General features: G+C 70.9%; 16 protein-coding genes. 8 read left to right on the top strand and 8 right to left on the bottom strand.

Annotation, left to right across the window (positions count from 1 at the left end; all coding sequences use genetic code 11):
- Positions 1 to 54 precede the first annotated feature (54 nt).
- Genes B082_RS0114540 through B082_RS0114530 form a run of 3 tightly spaced genes read left to right on the top strand, consistent with a single transcriptional unit; the run spans position 55 to position 4,028 of the window.
- Positions 55 to 1,608, top strand: a complete 1,554-nt coding sequence (locus B082_RS0114540) for a cytochrome P450 (protein ID WP_018552536.1) — start codon at positions 55 to 57, stop codon at positions 1,606 to 1,608.
- 54 nt (positions 1,609 to 1,662) lie between these two features.
- Positions 1,663 to 3,033: a 6-phospho-beta-glucosidase gene (locus B082_RS0114535; RefSeq protein WP_037710119.1), complete on the top strand. Its 1,371-nt coding sequence runs from the start codon at positions 1,663 to 1,665 to the stop codon at positions 3,031 to 3,033.
- A gap of 35 nt (positions 3,034 to 3,068) precedes the next feature.
- A complete protein-coding gene (locus B082_RS0114530) occupies positions 3,069 to 4,028 on the top strand; it encodes an SDR family NAD(P)-dependent oxidoreductase (RefSeq protein WP_018552534.1) in 960 nt (319 codons plus the stop codon).
- 57 nt (positions 4,029 to 4,085) lie between these two features.
- On the opposite strand, the gene B082_RS0114525 is transcribed toward B082_RS0114530, so the two are convergent.
- Entirely contained in the window at positions 4,086 to 4,526 is a 441-nt protein-coding gene (locus B082_RS0114525) for a hypothetical protein (RefSeq protein WP_018552533.1), read from the bottom strand.
- Positions 4,520 to 4,978: an ATP-binding protein gene (locus B082_RS0114520; RefSeq protein WP_018552532.1), complete on the bottom strand. Its 459-nt coding sequence runs from the start codon at positions 4,976 to 4,978 to the stop codon at positions 4,520 to 4,522. Before B082_RS0114520 ends, B082_RS0114525 begins: the two co-directional genes overlap by 7 nt.
- 205 nt (positions 4,979 to 5,183) lie before the next feature.
- Here B082_RS0114520 and B082_RS0114515 point away from each other — a divergent pair, with 205 nt between their 5' ends.
- Genes B082_RS0114515 through B082_RS0114505 form a run of 3 tightly spaced genes read left to right on the top strand, consistent with a single transcriptional unit; the run spans position 5,184 to position 6,779 of the window.
- Positions 5,184 to 6,044 carry a helix-turn-helix domain-containing protein gene (locus B082_RS0114515; protein ID WP_018552531.1) on the top strand — a complete coding sequence of 287 codons (861 nt, stop codon included), beginning with the start codon at positions 5,184 to 5,186 and terminating at the stop codon, positions 6,042 to 6,044.
- Entirely contained in the window at positions 6,044 to 6,280 is a 237-nt protein-coding gene (locus B082_RS0114510) for a DUF397 domain-containing protein (protein WP_018552530.1), read from the top strand. The genes B082_RS0114515 and B082_RS0114510 overlap by 1 nt, the downstream gene beginning before the upstream one ends.
- Positions 6,281 to 6,323: 43 nt before the next feature.
- A complete protein-coding gene (locus B082_RS0114505; RefSeq protein WP_018552529.1) occupies positions 6,324 to 6,779 on the top strand; it encodes a YchJ family protein in 456 nt (151 codons plus the stop codon).
- Between the two features lie 18 nt (positions 6,780 to 6,797).
- On the opposite strand, the gene B082_RS0114500 is transcribed toward B082_RS0114505, so the two are convergent.
- The 6 genes from B082_RS0114500 to B082_RS0114475 form a co-directional block, all read right to left on the bottom strand.
- Positions 6,798 to 8,870 carry an MDR family MFS transporter gene (locus tag B082_RS0114500; protein ID WP_018552528.1) on the bottom strand — a complete coding sequence of 691 codons (2,073 nt, stop codon included), beginning with the start codon at positions 8,868 to 8,870 and terminating at the stop codon, positions 6,798 to 6,800.
- Between the two features lie 55 nt (positions 8,871 to 8,925).
- A complete protein-coding gene (locus tag B082_RS0114495) occupies positions 8,926 to 9,753 on the bottom strand; it encodes a hypothetical protein (RefSeq protein WP_018552527.1) in 828 nt (275 codons plus the stop codon).
- Positions 9,754 to 9,842: 89 nt separating this feature from the next.
- Positions 9,843 to 11,057, bottom strand: a complete 1,215-nt coding sequence (locus B082_RS0114490) for an acyl-CoA dehydrogenase family protein (RefSeq protein WP_018552526.1) — start codon at positions 11,055 to 11,057, stop codon at positions 9,843 to 9,845.
- A gap of 4 nt (positions 11,058 to 11,061) precedes the next feature.
- The gene (locus B082_RS0114485; RefSeq protein WP_018552525.1) at positions 11,062 to 11,535 is read right to left on the bottom strand and encodes an SCP2 sterol-binding domain-containing protein; all 474 of its coding nucleotides are present in this window, start codon (positions 11,533 to 11,535) and stop codon (positions 11,062 to 11,064) included.
- A 105-nt stretch (positions 11,536 to 11,640) separates the two neighbouring features.
- Positions 11,641 to 11,904 carry a hypothetical protein gene (locus B082_RS0114480; RefSeq protein ID WP_018552524.1) on the bottom strand — a complete coding sequence of 88 codons (264 nt, stop codon included), beginning with the start codon at positions 11,902 to 11,904 and terminating at the stop codon, positions 11,641 to 11,643.
- Between the two features lie 214 nt (positions 11,905 to 12,118).
- Entirely contained in the window at positions 12,119 to 13,333 is a 1,215-nt protein-coding gene (locus B082_RS0114475) for a helix-turn-helix domain-containing protein (protein WP_018552523.1), read from the bottom strand.
- A 780-nt stretch (positions 13,334 to 14,113) separates the two neighbouring features.
- Here B082_RS0114475 and B082_RS39865 point away from each other — a divergent pair.
- Both B082_RS39865 and B082_RS39860 read left to right on the top strand, forming a co-directional pair.
- Positions 14,114 to 14,731 carry a hypothetical protein gene (locus tag B082_RS39865; RefSeq protein ID WP_018552522.1) on the top strand — a complete coding sequence of 206 codons (618 nt, stop codon included), beginning with the start codon at positions 14,114 to 14,116 and terminating at the stop codon, positions 14,729 to 14,731.
- A 113-nt stretch (positions 14,732 to 14,844) separates the two neighbouring features.
- The gene (locus B082_RS39860) at positions 14,845 to 15,402 is read left to right on the top strand and encodes a hypothetical protein (protein WP_234018156.1); all 558 of its coding nucleotides are present in this window, start codon (positions 14,845 to 14,847) and stop codon (positions 15,400 to 15,402) included.
- Positions 15,403 to 15,482: the final 80 nt, after the last annotated feature.

Raw genomic sequence — 15,482 nt, 5'->3', positions numbered from 1 at the left:
CCCACCGCGCACCCCATCCGTCCGGCCCGTTGCGGCCTGACCCCTGGAGCGATCGTGACAACCCCCTTTCCCTACGACCACGGCCGGGACACCGGGCCGGTCCCGCCCCCCGGATGCCCGGCCCACGGCCTGGGCGTCGGCCCCGGAGGCCTGCGCCGGCTCTACGGCCCCGAGGCGGAACAGGACCCGCGGGGCCTCTACGAGAAGCTGCGCGCCGAGCACGGCACGGTGGCCCCGGTGCTGCTGCAGGGCGACGTGCCCGCCTGGCTGGTGCTCGGGCACAGCGAGAACCTGCACATGACCCGTACGCCCTCGCAGTTCTCCCGCGACTCGCGCCACTGGTGGGCCCTGCAGGACGGCACCATCGCGCCGGACCACCCGCTGGCCCCGCAGGTCGCCTGGCAGCCGATCTGTGCCTTCGCGGACGGCGCCACCCACGAACGGCAGCGCGGAGCCCTCACCGACTCCATGGCCCGCATCGACACGCGCGGGGTCCGGCGCCACGTCAACCGGTACAGCAACCGGCTCGTCAACGGCTTCTGCCGCGAGGGCCGCACCGACCTGGTCCCCGAGTTCGCCGAACGGCTGCCGATGATGGTCATGTGCGCCATCCTCGGCATGCCGGAGGAGTACAACGACCGGATGGTGCAGGCCGCCCGCGACATGATCCGGGGCACCGGGACGGCCGTCCAGAGCAACGCCTACATGGTGGAGGCGCTGACCCGTCTCGTGGAACGCCGCCGCCGGGAACCCGCGGACGACTTCGCCACCTGGCTGGTCGAGCACCCCGCCGCCATGAACGACAAGGAGGTCGCCGAACACCTGCGGCTCATGCTCATCGTCTCCTACGAGACGACCACCAACCTGATCTCCAACGTGCTGCGCATGGTCCTCACCGACCCGCGCTTCCGGGCCAGGCTCAGCGGCGGCCACATGACCGTGCCCGAGGCGGTCGAGCAGACCCTGTGGGACGAGCCGCCGTTCGCCGCGATCCTCGGCCGCTGGGCGGTCGGCGACACGGAGCTGGGCGGACAGCACATCAAGGCCGGCGACGCCCTGATCGTCGGTATCGCGGCGGCCAACACCGACCCGGTGGTGCGTCCCGACCTCAACGCCGACATGGAGGGCAACCGCGCGCACCTCGCGTTCAGCGGCGGGCCCCACGAGTGCCCGGGGCAGGACATCGGGCGCGCCATCGCGGACGTCGGCGTCGACGCCCTGCTGATGCGCCTGCCCGACCTCGAACTCGCGGTCGAGGACGCCGAACTGCGGTGGGTCGGCAACCTGGTCAGCCGCCACCTGGCCGAACTCCCCGCCGAGTTCGCCCCGCGCTCCCCGCAGGACGACCGCGAGCCGCCGTCGATGGGCAAGCCCAACGCGGCCACCCGCCAGGACTGGGAGGTGCGGTCCGCCGTACGGCACACCGCCCCGACCCCGGTCCGCGCCACCGTCCCCGGGGACCCGGCCCGGGCACCGTCGCCCTCCGCCCCCTCCGGGGCGACCGCGACGGCCGACGGATCGGCGGACGGTCGCGTCCCGGGCCAGCGCAAGCCCGGCGCGTCCACCCGGCTGTGGCGCGTCGTGACCCGCTGGTGGAACGGCGACTGACACGGCGGCGACGGGGCGCCCGGTGAAAGGGCGCCCCACGTACCATGCGGAAGCGTGAAGCTGACAATTCTGGGCGGCGGCGGATTCCGGGTTCCACTGGTGTACGGGGCGCTGCTCGCCGACCACGCCGAGGGCCGCGTATCGGCCGTCACCCTCTACGACACGGACGCCGACCGGCTCACCGCCGTCGCCCGGGTCCTCGCCGAACAGGCCGAAGGCATCCCGGACGCGCCCGCCGTGCTCGCCACGACCGATCTGGACGAGGCCCTGCGCGGTGCCGACTTCGTCTTCTCGGCGATCCGGGTCGGCGGCCTCGCGGGCCGGGCGGCCGACGAACGGGTGGCGCTGGACGAGGGCGTCCTCGGCCAGGAGACGGTCGGCGCCGGCGGCATCGCCTACGGCCTGCGCACCGTGCCGGTCGCCGTCGGCCTCGCCCGGCGCATCGCCCGGCTCGCCCCGCACGCCTGGGTCATCAACTTCACCAACCCGGCGGGGCTGGTCACCGAGGCCATGTCCCACCACCTCGGTGACCGCGTCATCGGCATCTGCGACTCTCCGGTCGGCCTCGGCCGCCGCATCGCCCGGGTGCTGGGCGCCGACCCGGACCTGGCCCGCATCGACTACGTCGGCCTCAACCACCTCGGCTGGGTGCGCGGGCTGTACGTCGGGGGCCGCGACGAACTCCCGCGCCTGCTCGCCGACCCCGGGCTGCTCGGCTCCTTCGAGGAAGGCCGCCTCTTCGGCGCCGACTGGCTGCGTTCGCTGGGCTCGGTCCCCAACGAATACCTGCATTACTACTACTTCAACCGCGAGGCGGTCCGCGCCTACCAGGAGGCCGCGCAGACCCGGGGGGCCTTCCTGCGTGAGCAGCAGGAGGGCTTCTACGGCCGGATGAAGGACCCGGCGACCCCCGCCCTGGCCACGTGGGACCGCACCCGCGCCGAGCGCGAAGCGACGTACATGTCCGAGAACCGGGAGGTGGCCGGCGCGGGTGAGCGCGACGAGAGCGACCTGGACTCCGGCGGCTACGAACAGGTCGCGCTCGCCCTCATGCGGGCCGTCGCACGCAATGAGCAGACCTCGCTCATTCTCAACGTCCGCAACGGGTCCACGCTTTCGGTGCTCGACGCGGACGCCGTCATCGAGGTGCCGTGCCTGGTCGACGCCAACGGCGCCCACCCGGTCTCCGTCGACCCGCTCCCGTACCACGCGACCGGCCTGGTCACCTCGGTGAAGGCCGTCGAGCGCGCGGTCCTGGACGCGGCGGCGAGCGGCTCGCGCGAGGACGCCGTACGGGCCTTCGCCCTGCACCCCCTGGTCGACTCGGTCTCCGTGGCCCGCCGGCTGGTCGACGGCTACGCGCACGCCCACCCGGGGCTGGCCCATCTGCGCCGGGGGACGCCGGCCGGCCCTTCCCGCGCTTGACTTGGAGCGCGCTCCAGCACTTAACGTCCCCCTGCATGACCACACCGCAGCACAGCATCGGATCGGGTTTCGGCGCCCGCAGCACCACGGACGAGGTCCTGAGCGGGATCGACCTGGCCGGCCGCACCGCGATCGTCACGGGCGGCTACTCGGGGCTCGGGCTGGAGACGACCCGCGCACTGGCCGCCGCGGGAGCGCGCGTCATCGTTCCCGCCCGGCGCCCGGAGGCCGCCCGGGACGCGGTCAAGGGGCTGGCGGGCGTCGAGACCGACGACCTCGACCTCTCCGACCTGGCGAGCGTCCGCGACTTCGCCGACCGGTTCCTGGCCTCCGGCCGGACCGTCGACCTGGTGATCAACAGCGCCGGCGTCATGGCCTGCCCCGAGACCCGGGTCGGCCCGGGGTGGGAGGCGCAGTTCGCCACCAACCACCTCGGCCACTACGCCCTGGTCAACCGACTGTGGCCGGTGCTCGCCCCCGGCGGGGCGCGGGTGGTCGCCGTGTCCTCCGGCGCCCACGGCATGGGCATGCGTTGGGACGACCCGCACTTCGAGCACGGCTACGACCGGTGGCAGGCGTACGGCCAGGCCAAAGCGGCGAACGTGCTGTTCGCCGTGCACCTCGACGCCCTCGGCCGCGACGCCGGAGTCAGGGCGTTCGCGGTGCACCCGGGCAGCATCCTCACCCCACTGCAACGCCACCTCCCCAGGGCGGAGATGGTCGAGGCCGGCTGGATCGACGAGGAGGGCAATCCGAGCGACCCCACCTTCAAGACGCCGCAACAGGGCGCGGCGACACAGGTCTGGGCGGCGACCTCGCCCCTGCTGGCGGGCATGGGCGGCGTGTACTGCGAGGACTGCGACATCGCCGAGCCGGCCGGAGACGGCCGCGAAGGGGGAGTGCACACAGCCGCGACCGACCCCGGCCAGGCCGCGCGCCTGTGGGCGCTGTCGGCCGGTCTCACGGGCGTCGACGCCTTCGCGGCAACGGACTGAGACCGCCGGGGGCCGTGCGGCCCCCTCGGGGTGGCCGGAGGCAGGACAGCGATCGGGTCAGGGTGCGGAGACCGCCCGTGGCCCGATCGGCTGCGTCCATGACGGTGTCACCCCGGTCACCTGGCAGACCATCAGGAACAGCGGGATCGGCGGGGTGTACGGCGTACGGCTGTCGGGCTGGTGGATCAGCCGGGGCCGCACGGCGGGCACACAGGTCCCGCGCGCGTACGCCGCCTGCTCGGGCCAGTCCAGGTCGAGGTCGGAGCCGGCCGGCACGATCCACCACCAGCGCTCGGCGTCCGCGAAGACGCAGCCGGTGCGCGGCAGATGGGACATCAGCCGGAAGCCGTAGCGGGCCGGCACCCCGACCGCGTCGCAGCCCAGGCTCGCCGACAGGGTCGCGGGCAGCGGCAGCTGGACCCGGCCGGCGCCGGGGGAGAGGCCCGGCTCGCGGGAGCGGCGGTGTCCGAGGATGTGGTGCATGGCGTTCTTCAGCATGAGTGCTCCGTGCCGTGCGGCAGTTCTGCCCAGACGATGCGGCCCGAGCCGTCCCCGGCGTCGTGCGCGCCCCAGGCGCTCGACAGCGAGTCCACGAGCAGCAGGCCGCGTCCGTGCTCGTCGTCGGCGCCCCGGCCCAGTCTCGGCCCGCAGGGCTGGTGTCCCTGGTCCTGCACGGATATGCGCAGACCGGCCGGGAGGTACCGCAGCTCGCACACGACCCGCGCGCTGGCGGTGTGCACCACCGCGTTGGTCACCAGCTCCGAGACGATCAGGACCGCTGCCTCCCGTGTGTCCTCGCCCGTACGCCACTCGCCGAGCCGGGCCTTCGTCAGGCGCCGGGCGCCGGCGACCGATTCGGGGCGCGCGGGCAGCGCGAAGCAGTACCGGAGCGCTTCGGTCCCCGGGCTGAGATCCATGAGCCTGGGGATGAGCGCACTGCCAGGTGCCACGACCGAATCCTCACAGTGGGGGCTGCGTCACGCTTCGCGATCTTCGAGGAAGGTCGCGGGCATGACTGGTCAACTGATTCGCGTACCAACTCTCCCCCTGTCGCGAACACTTGGCAAGAGGCACTCTGAAAATTCCAGAGTGGCTGTGTTCTTGACGGGACGCGCATGGCACACTGCACGAATACAGCGCATGGGGAGGTCTGAAGTGAGCGAACCGCGGTCCGCCCCGACCGTGGGCCAGGTCGTTCTCGGCAAGCGCCTGCAGGACCTGCGGGAACGCGTCGGGATGAGCCGGGACCAAGCCGCCAAGGTGCTGCGCGTCGCTCCGGCGACGATACGCAGGATGGAGACCGCCGAGGTCGCGCTCAAGATTCCCTATGTGCAGGTCCTGCTGAAGGCCTACGGGATCTCGGACGAGGAGGCGGACGCCTTCGTCGAGCTGGCGGAGGAGGCCAACAGGCCGGGCTGGTGGCAGCGCTTCCACGACGTGCTGCCCGACTGGTTCAGCATGTACGTCAGCCTGGAGGGCGCCGCGAGCCTGCTGCGCATGTACGAGCCGCATTTCGTGCCCGGACTGCTCCAGACCGAGGACTACGCGCGCACCGTGATGCGCACCGGGGCGGTCGGCCAGACCAGGCCCGAGGACATCGAGCGCCATGTGGCGCTGCGGATGGAGCGGCAGTCCCTGCTGACCCGGCCGGACGCCCCGCGGCTGTGGGTGGTGATGGACGAGACCGTCCTGCGCCGCCCCGTGGGCAGCGTCGAGATCATGCGTGTCCAGGCGGACAAGCTGCTGGAAGCCACGGCGATGCCCAACGTGACCCTCCAGATCGCGGAGTTCTCCACCGGGCACCACCCGGGGACGTACGGGCCCTTCGTGCTCTTCCGGTTCGCCGTCCCCGAGCTGCCCGACATGGTCTACAGCGAGTACCTGACCGGGGCCGTCTACTTCGACGCGCGACCGGAGGTGGCTTCCTACCTCGAAGTCATGGACCGCATGGCGGCCCAGGCCGCGACTGCACAACGCACGAAGGAAATCCTCCGGGACTTCCGCAAGGAGCTGTGATGACACCCATATACAACGGCATGCCTGCCGCTGACCTCGGCTCCGAAGGCTGGTACAAGCCGTGGAGCGGCGGTAACGGGGGCAACTGCGTCGAGGCCATGAAGCTGGCCGACGGGAGAATCGCCATGCGCCAGTCCGCGGACCCCGACGGCCCCGCCCTGATCTACACCCCCCACGAGATCGCCGCCTTCATCCAGGGCGCCAAGGCCGGCCAGGCGGACTTCCTGCTGACCTGACCCGCACGGCGGGCCCGTTCCTCCCGCACGTCACAATGGACCCATGTCCCGACGCACCTCCCGCTCCCGGCGCCCGGCCGCCGCGGGCCCCCGTTCCACCCCCGCCCCCCAGGTCACCCCGGCTTCGCCGTGCCCCTGCGGGCTGCCCGCCGGCTACGCCGAGTGCTGCGGCCGGCTGCACGCGGGGGCCGCGGCGCCGACATGCGAGGCGCTGATGCGCTCGCGGTACGCCGCCTTCGTCGTCCGGGACGCCGGGTATCTGCTGCGGACCTGGCACCCGGACCACCGGCCGGACGTCCTCGACCTCGATCCCGGGCAGCGCTGGCAGGGTCTGGAGGTCCTGGGGACGACGGAGGGCAGCGCCTTCCACACCACCGGCACCGTCACCTTCCGGGCCCACTACGAGGTGGGCGGCCACCCCGGCTCACTGCACGAGAAGAGCCGCTTCGTGCGGTACGGGGGCGCCTGGGTCTACGAGTCCGCCGTCTTCGCCGACTGACCGACGCGGAGGCGGGGCTCAGACGGGCGCGCCCGCCGGAGCGACGGGCGACAGCTCCTGTGCCAGGTCCTCCGCCAGCAGCCGCTTGGCGATCACATCGACCGCGGCGCGCAGCCGGGCGTCGTCCGGGCGCTCACCGTCCTCGCCCAGCTGTCCGTTCAGCCAGCGGGCCCAGGCTTCCGTGATGGTCCTGGCCTCGCGGCTGCCGGCCGCGGTGTGCGTGAAGAGACGGCCGTCCCCGGTGAGGAAGCCCTCCTCGATCATCCGGTCGAAGACCGGCACCAGGACCTCCGGCGGAATCCGGTGCCGTGCCGCGATCAGCCGGAGTCCCGCGTGCCCGACCATCCGCGTGAACAGCTCGACCTGCATCACCGCCCAGGCCCCCGCCATGTCGAGCCGGGTGTCCGACTCGGCCACGATGCGCCGCGCCGTCTCCGGGGCCACCCGCCGCAGGACCTTCGCCACCGAGAACTCCAGGAGCCGGGCGGAGTCCTGGGCGTTCGGCGAGGCGAAGCCCTCACCCATGTCGGTCGAGCCGGCCCGTACCGTGTCCCGCAGCTTCACCTGCTTCAGGAACAGCGCCACGACGAATCCGAGCAGCGCGACGGGCACCGTCCACAGGAACACCGTGTGCAGGGTGTCGGCGTACGCCTGGGCCAGCGGCGCCGACTGGGCGTCGGGCAGGGCGTGCAGCCCTTCGGGGCTCTGGGACGCCTTCGCCAGGACGGCGGGGTCGCCGCCGGCCCGCGCGGCCTCGGCGATGCCGTCCTTCAGGTGGGGGCCGAGCGCGTTGGCGTAGATCGTCCCGAAGACGGCGGTGCCGAAGGAGCTGCCGAGCGTACGGAAGAAGGTCACGCCCGAGGTGGCGGTGCCCAGGTCCGCGTAGTCGACCGTGTTCTGCACCGCGATCGTCAGGACCTGCATGGAGAGCCCGATGCCGATGCCGAGCACCACCATGTACAGCGACTCCAGCCAGACCCCGCTGTCCGGCCCCATCCGGGAGAGCAGGAACAGCCCCGCGGCCATGACCAGGGAGCCGATGACCGGGAAGATCCGGTAGCGGCCGGTCTTGCTGACCACGTTGCCGCTGAAGATGGAGGCGGCGAGCAGACCGACGACCATCGGCAGGGTCCGGACGCCCGACAGGGTCGCCGAATCGCCGTCCACGTACTGCAGATACGTCGGCAGGAAGATCATCGCGCCGAGCATCGCGAACCCGACGATGAAGCTGAGGATCGAGCAGACCGTGAAGACCGGGTTGCCGAACAGCCGCATCGGCAGCATCGGTTCCTTCGCCCGGAACTCGACGAGGCAGAAGACAGCGAGCGCGACCAGACCGAGGACGAACAGGCCGATGATGACCGAGGACCCCCAGCCGTACTGGTTGCCGCCCCAGCTCGTGGCCAGGATCAGGGCGCTGGCCCCGATCGTGACCATCGCGATGCCCAGGTAGTCGATGACCGGCCGCCCGGCCGCCTTGACGGACGGGATGGTCCGGGCCGCCGCGATGACCACCACGATCGCGATCGGCACATTGACGTAGAAGGCCCAGCGCCAGGTCAGATGGTCGGTGAAGAGCCCGCCGAGCAGCGGCCCGATCACGGTCGACACACCGAAGACGGCACCGATCGCGCCCTGGTACTTGCCCCGGTCGCGCAGCGGGATCACATCGGCGATCAGCGCCATCGAGGTGACCATCAGACCGCCGGCGCCGATGCCCTGGAGGCCGCGCCACACGATCAGCAGCGTCATGTTCGTCGCGAGACCGCAGAGGAACGAGCCGGTGATGAAGATGATCGCGGACAGCTGGAAGACGATCTTCCGCCCGAACAGGTCGCCGAACTTGCCGACCAGTACGGTCGCCACGGTCTCCGCGAGGAGATAGGCGGTGACCACCCACGACATATGGGCGGCGCCCCCGAGGTCCGAGACGATCGTGGGCAGCGCCGTGCCCACGATCGTCTGGTCCAGGGCCGCCAGCAGGATGCCCAGCACGATCGTGGCGAAGACGATGTTGCGGCGGCGGGGATCAAGGACGGGCGGAGCTGCGGCACTCTGCGCGACGGGGGCGGTCTCGCTGGCAGTGGTCACCTTTGCACCCTCACATCGCGCTGTGTCACCCGCATGCGGGGAACGCCCGGACGTGTCAGCCCAGCAGATCCCGCAGCGACGCCGTCATCCGGGCGGCGAAAGCCTCGCGTACGGGGGCGGTTACCCGGTCCAGCGAGAGATACGGGTTGAGGTCCTCCAGTTCGACCAGCAGCAGCTCGCCGTCCGCGGTCCGGCAGGCGTCGACGCGCTGGATGCCGTGGTCGAGCGTGTTCCACTCCACGAACGACCGGGCGAACGCCAGATCCCGCGCGCTCGCCGCGTACGGCTCCAGCACCCACCGCCGCTCCGGGTGCGGGGCGTGCAGCGCGTACTGGAAGTCGTGGTCCACGAAGTAGAAGGACACCTCGTAGCGGAAGTCGATCCGGGGCTGGATCAGCTGGGTGCCGTCCGCCCCGGGCCCCGGCTCCGGAGTCGTCACGAAGCGCAGCCCGGCCGAGTCCGCGCCCAGCTTCGGCTTGATGACATAGCCCTCGGCCCGGGGCAGCAGCCCCACGTCGGCCGCGCGGTCCACGGTGGGTATCACCGGGTATCCGGCACGGCTGAGGTCGACGAGGTACTGCTTGCCCGCCATGTCCCCGCGGCCGGTCAGCGGGTTGTAGACCCGGGTGCCCAGCTCCCCGGCCCGCGCGCGGAACGCGTCGTACGCCTCCTGGTAGTGCAGCACCGGGCCGCTGTTGCGTACGACGACGGCGTCGAACCCGTCGAGCAGGGCCGCGGCGTCGCGCGGGTGGCAGAGCGCGATGTCGAAGTCCTCGCGCAGCCGTGACGTCAGGTGGATGTCCTCGTCGCAGTAGCGCCGGCCGCGCGCCTCGTAGGCGAGGTCGGTGACGAAGAGGACGGACGGGCGCGGGACGGCGGGCATGGCGTTCCCCTGGGTGCGACGGCGGCGGGCGGACCCGCCCATCCTCGTCTGCCCGGTTCCGCGCCGGCCCGTCGCCCCCGCCCCGCGGCTCAGCGGATGTGGCGGCCCGAGATCGCGCGGGCGATGACCAGGCGCTGGATCTCGCTGGTCCCCTCGAAGATCGTGTAGATCTTGGCGTCCCGGTACATCCGCTCGACCGGATGCTCCCGGCTGTACCCGGCGCCACCGAGGATCTGGACGGCCTTTTCTGTCGCGGCCACCGCGAGCTCCCCGGCGCGCAGCTTGGACATGGAGCCCTGGCCGGCGTCGAAGGTGCGGTCGTTGCGGGCCATCCACGCGGCCTGCCAGATCAGCAGCCGTACGGCCTCGATCTCGGTACGCAGGTCGGCCAGGGCGAACGCGATCGACTGGTTCTCGATGATGGTCCGGCCGAACGCCTCGCGCTGTCCGGCGTACTCCAGCGCGTATTCGTACGCGGCGCGGGCGATGCCCAGCGCCTGGGCGCCGACGGTGGGGCGGCTGACCTCGAAGGTGGCCATCGCGGCCTGCCCCTTGGCGTTGCCGCCCTCGCGGGCGCGGGCGAGGCGGGCGTCCAGCTTCTCCTTTCCGCCGAGCAGGCAGTGCCCCGGCACCCGCACGTCGTCGAGGAAGACGTCCGCCGTGTGCGAGGCGCGCAGGCCGAGCTTCTTGATGGTGCGGCTCGCCTCCAGGCCCTTGGTGGCGGGCGGCACGATGAACGCGGCCTGGCCGCGCGCGCCGAGCGAGGGGTCGACCGAGGCGACGACCACATGGATCTCGGCGATCCCGCCGTTGGTGATCCACGCCTTCTGGCCGGAGAGCACCCACTCGTCCCTGGCCTCGTCGTAACGGGCCTTCGTGGTCATCGCGGAGACGTCGGAGCCGGCCTGCGGCTCGGAGACGCAGAACGCCGCGACCTTCGGGTCGTCCTCGTCGCCGTAGCACTGGGGCACCCACTCGGCGAGCTGGTCCGGAGTGCCGGAGGCGAAGATCCCGGCGACGGCGAGCGAGGTACCGAACAACGCCATGCCGATGCCGGCGTCGCCCCAGAACAGCTCCTCGTTGGCTATCTGGAGGGAGAGCCCCGACGGGTCGCCGTACATGTCGGCGAGCGACTCGAATCCGTAGAGGCCGATCCGGGCGGCCTCCTGGATGACGGGCCAGGGCGTCTCCTCGCGGGCGTCCCACTCGGCGGCCGCCGGGCGTACGACCTGGGCGGCGAAGCCGTGCACCCAGTTGCGCAGGTCCTGCTGTTCCTCGGTGAGCGCGAGGGAGAAGTAGCTCATCGGCTCAGGCCTTCGGGATGTCGAAGTAGCGGGTCAGGCCCGAGGCCAGGCCGACGTCACCGGCCACCTTCAGCTTGCGCATCATGAACATCGTCACGGGGTTGGCGTTGCCGGAGACCAGCCTGAGGAACTCCGCGTCCGCCATGACCAGCGTCGTACGCGGTTCGGCGTCGGAGCGGCCCGCGCTGATGGTGCAGGCGCCCTCCGCGATCGAGGTCTCGTAGACCACGTCCGTGTCACCGGTGATCTTCCAGCGGATCAGCGCGGTGAGCCGGCCGGCCGCCTCCGGGCGGAACTGCTGCTTCATCCGGCCGAAGACCTCGCCGAGCACCCGGGTGCGCAGTTCGCCGTGCATGGCCTCGCCGAGCTGCCTGGCGGACAGGCCCTTCACGATCCGCGCGAACTCCGGCGGGGAGACCGCCGCGAAGTCGAGGGCTGACAGTTCGTCGATGACACTGCCGGTGCTGTTGTCGGCCACGCCAGTTCCTTACTCTGGAGTAAACTTACTTTTGAGTAAGGTAAGGGCCGGGCGGTTCCTTCGCAAGGCCCGGCGGGGCGTCGCGCGAGGTACGGGGTTACGGAGTCACCAGGGGCTGCCGGGGCCCACCACCAGGCGGGGGTGGTGTGCGGCGAGGACCTTGTTGGCGCGGGCCAGCTCGGAGAGGGCCTGCTCGCGGTCGGCCTGGTCCTCGATGCCGAGCCGGGGACCCCGGAACCTGCGGACCTCGCGCGCGGCGCAGGCGGCGTCGAACTCCGCCCGGAGGATGTGCGCCGGAATGCAGGAGCCGATGAGTGCGGCGATGCGGTCCGGGATCGGGACCGGGACGAGCAAGTGCGAGGCGGTCATGGGGGGTTCCCTCTCGATGGTGGCCAGGAGGTCGAGTGCCGGGCCGCCTGGTGGGCGGCCGGCTCCTCTCCATATAACGGGACGCAGTTCCGCGTTTCTTGTTGAGAACGTCTCCGTGTGGCAACCGTTTGGGAATGACCGGCTATTTCCCCTTACCGGCAGGTAGGTTGACTTCGCGTGAGGTGCTCGTCCGATCGAGGCCGCGTCGCGCTGTTCAGATGGGTGTCTCGTTGCTGCGGGCGCGCAGCTGCATGGCGCGCAGCACGGTCTCGGTCGAGAACCGGGCCTCCGGATCGACGAGTTGATCGCCGAAGATCGATTCCAGATTGCGCATCCGGTATCGGACGGTCTGGGGGTGTACGTCGAGCAGCTCACCCATCTGGGCGGCGGTGCCGCGGGTGTCGAGCCAGATCCGCAGTGTTTCGATGAGCCGTTCGCGCCGGTTGGCGCTGATGTTGGCCATCGGGGCGAGTTCGCGGCGCGCGAGCTGGTCGAGGAGGACCGGGTCGGAGAGCAGCCACAGGGTGATGAGATGGTCCTCGCAGAGGATGGCCGGCGCGTCGTCGATGACACCGGCGTCCACGAGTTCGAGCACCCGCCGGGCCCAGCGGATCGAGTCCGATGCCAGGGACGCGGGGACGGTCAGGCCGATGGCCGTGTGAACACCCGGGAGCGCGTGTTCGAGCATGCGTCTTCGCATGTCGTCGAACGGTCCCGGGATCAGTAAGTGCGGCTGCGGGTCGCTGAAGTCGACAAGTATGTCCCGGTCGATCCCGAGCCGGTCGAGATCGGGGGCGGGGCGCACCGCGACGAGGGTCACCTCGTCCGGCAGGGTCCAGCCGGTCTGCTCGCTGAGCTCGGCGATGGCGACGCGGGGCACCGGCCGGCCGGCGAGGATCAGATGCAGCAGTCTGCGCCGCAGCGTGTCCGTGTGGTCGTCGGATGCCGACCTGACCTCCAAGTAGCCCTCGCGCGAGAGGGATTCGAGTTCGTCGACATACGAGAAGAGGGCGTCGGCGAAGGTCAGCATCATGGTGGGGGAGAGGTTGTAGCGCCTGCCGATCTTCTTCGCCCGGCGCAGCGCGACCCGGGCGCCCAGCCGGTAGGCCCCCTGTAACTGGTCCAGCCCGCGCCCCTCGTACGCCTCGAACCTGCCGAACCTGCGGCACATCTCGTCGCGCAGCGCGGAGGGCGAGGCCGGTTCGGCGACCTGGTCCACGAAGACGGAGATGCTCTGTTCCACGCCGACCCGGATGCCCTGGCCGTAGGGACCGTCCAGGAGCCGCGCGTACTCGGGGTAGGCGCGTGTGACCTCAAGGCCGATCTCCTTGATGAGGCTCGGGAGTTCGGGCCGCACGATCGCGGCGAACTCCTGCGGCAGCGGTCCCAGTGGCTCTCCCAGCTCCGAGGGCTGTGCAACTCCCGGCATACCTTTTGACCCCTTGCTCTCCGGCGCCCGATGGGGGGTGGACGGACGGGAGAGCGCTCCCATCCGTCGTCAGGTGCGTACCGACATCGGCTGCCGAACATAGTCCAAGGCTGTGGCCCTGAACACAGGCAGGACAAGACGAAATGTAGGGGCCATGTACCGGCCGGGCCGGGCCCGCCGCCGTGAAGCCGCCGCGCGGTCCGGGCCGCGGAAGCGGAGACGGGACGCGGTGGTGGGTGTGTTTACCTCGTTTCTTTGATACGGCTTTCGCCCCCGTTCCGTCAACGCGCGAGCGAAACGAGACGTGTTCTCCAATCGCGAGGAATTCGGAGCGGTGGATTCGGCGTGGGAGGCGGAGACAAGCCGTGGCCGGGCCGGCCGGGGTGGGTCCGCATGCGTGGCCGTATCGTGTCGGTCGGTGTCGCAGGGCTGTGACGTGCGACGTTGCCCGGTGCGGGGGCTCCGCCCTCAATCGGTGAGCAAGTTCGGGAAGCCGCGGGGCGGCGTAATTGCTCACTTCTCGATAAAAAACCGGGGCGGCGTACTCGCGCCGCAGCAAATTCTCCACAGAGAAGGTGGATTACGGAGATTCTTTGTTCCGACGTGTTGCGGAGCAACATTACTCACCCGTAGCGTCATCGCCGAACGCAAGAGGTCGAGCAGTCGGTCAGGCCGGACTGCCGCATTCCTGTCCTGTGACCCCCCGCTCCGGGAGTACCGCTGACCCGGCCGGAAGCGGCCCCCGGTGTCGGTCACACACCCTCGAAGGGAACCGGATCCGTGAACACCCTTGCACGTAGAGCCGCCATCGTCGTCACCGCCGCCAGCGCCGCCCTCGGGATGGCGATGACCACGGCCTCCGCCGGCACCACCGCCACGTGGTCGGCGACCCCGAACGGCGCGTACACCGCTCACGCGGACAACCCCACGCTGGACGTCCCGTTCGCCAGTCTCGCGTGTGACTCCTCCGACGTCACCACGGGCACCATCAACGCGACCAGCGCCACCGGTGCCAACATGGCCACCATCGGCGACATCAGCTTCACCAACTGCACGGTCGGCGGTCTCGACTTCGACGTCACGATGACCGCCACGCCGTGGACGATCAACGTCACCGGGGTGAACTCCTCGAACGCCGACCGGGTCGACGGCAACGTCACCGGCATCTCCGCCCACATCGAGGGCTTCGGCTGCTCCGCCGACTTCACCGGCAAGGTGTACGGCTACTACGACAACGTCGCCGGCGACCTGGTCATCGACGGGTCGGGCACCGAGCTGGTCGCGTCCAACGCCGACTGCCTCGGTCTCGTCAACGACGACGACGTGGCGTCCTTCAACGCCGCGTACCACGTGAACGTGACGTCGGCGGGCGCGTCCCCGGTGATCACCACGCCGTAGGGCTCCGGGAGTACCCAGGTACGGGCCGGCCGCGGGGGATGCCCCGCGGCCGGCCCGGCCTTCTCGTTGTGGGCGTCGCGGGCGCGGCGCAATGACCCTGAGGATGTGAGTCCGTGAAATCTCGTACGCGAAGATCCGTCGTCGTGGCCGCCGCCCTGGTCGCCGCCCTCGGCACGGCGGTGTCGTCCGCCTCGGCCGGGACAGCCGGGGTGGAGACGCTGACGCCGCCTGGGCCCTTCGCCGCCCATGCCGACTCCCTGACGCTGGAGGCGCTCGCGCCGATGACGTGCGACTCCTCCGACGCGCAGGGCTGGCTCTACGCCAGCGGCCCCGTGGCCGCCGATGTCGACCTCGTCTCCTTCACCGACTGCCAGATCGCCGGCATGACCGTGGACCTGACGATCACGGCGACACCCTGGCAGGTGGTCGGCATCGGACCGAACACCTCGAACCCGAACTGGGACGACATCGTCGTCCAGGGTTTCTCGGTCCACATGGAAGGCTTCGGCTGTAGCGCCGACTTCGACGGCCCGCTCCACGGATACTTCGACAACAGCACCGACGACCTCGTCGTCGACGACGACCTGATCGCGTCCGACGCCGACTGCCTCGGTCTCGTCAACGACAACGACGTGGTCCACTTCAGCGCCACCTACCACGTCATCGGGTAGGCCATCGGTCCGCGGCCGGCCATCGGCCGGGCGCGACCGCAGTACGAACCACCGATCGCACCCCTGGAGGACAGGCCCCC

It is taken from the genome of Streptomyces sp. ATexAB-D23 (assembly GCF_000373645.1).
Taxonomy (GTDB): domain Bacteria; phylum Actinomycetota; class Actinomycetes; order Streptomycetales; family Streptomycetaceae; genus Streptomyces; species Streptomyces castrisilvae.
This window is presented reverse-complemented; position numbering and strand designations above follow the sequence as displayed.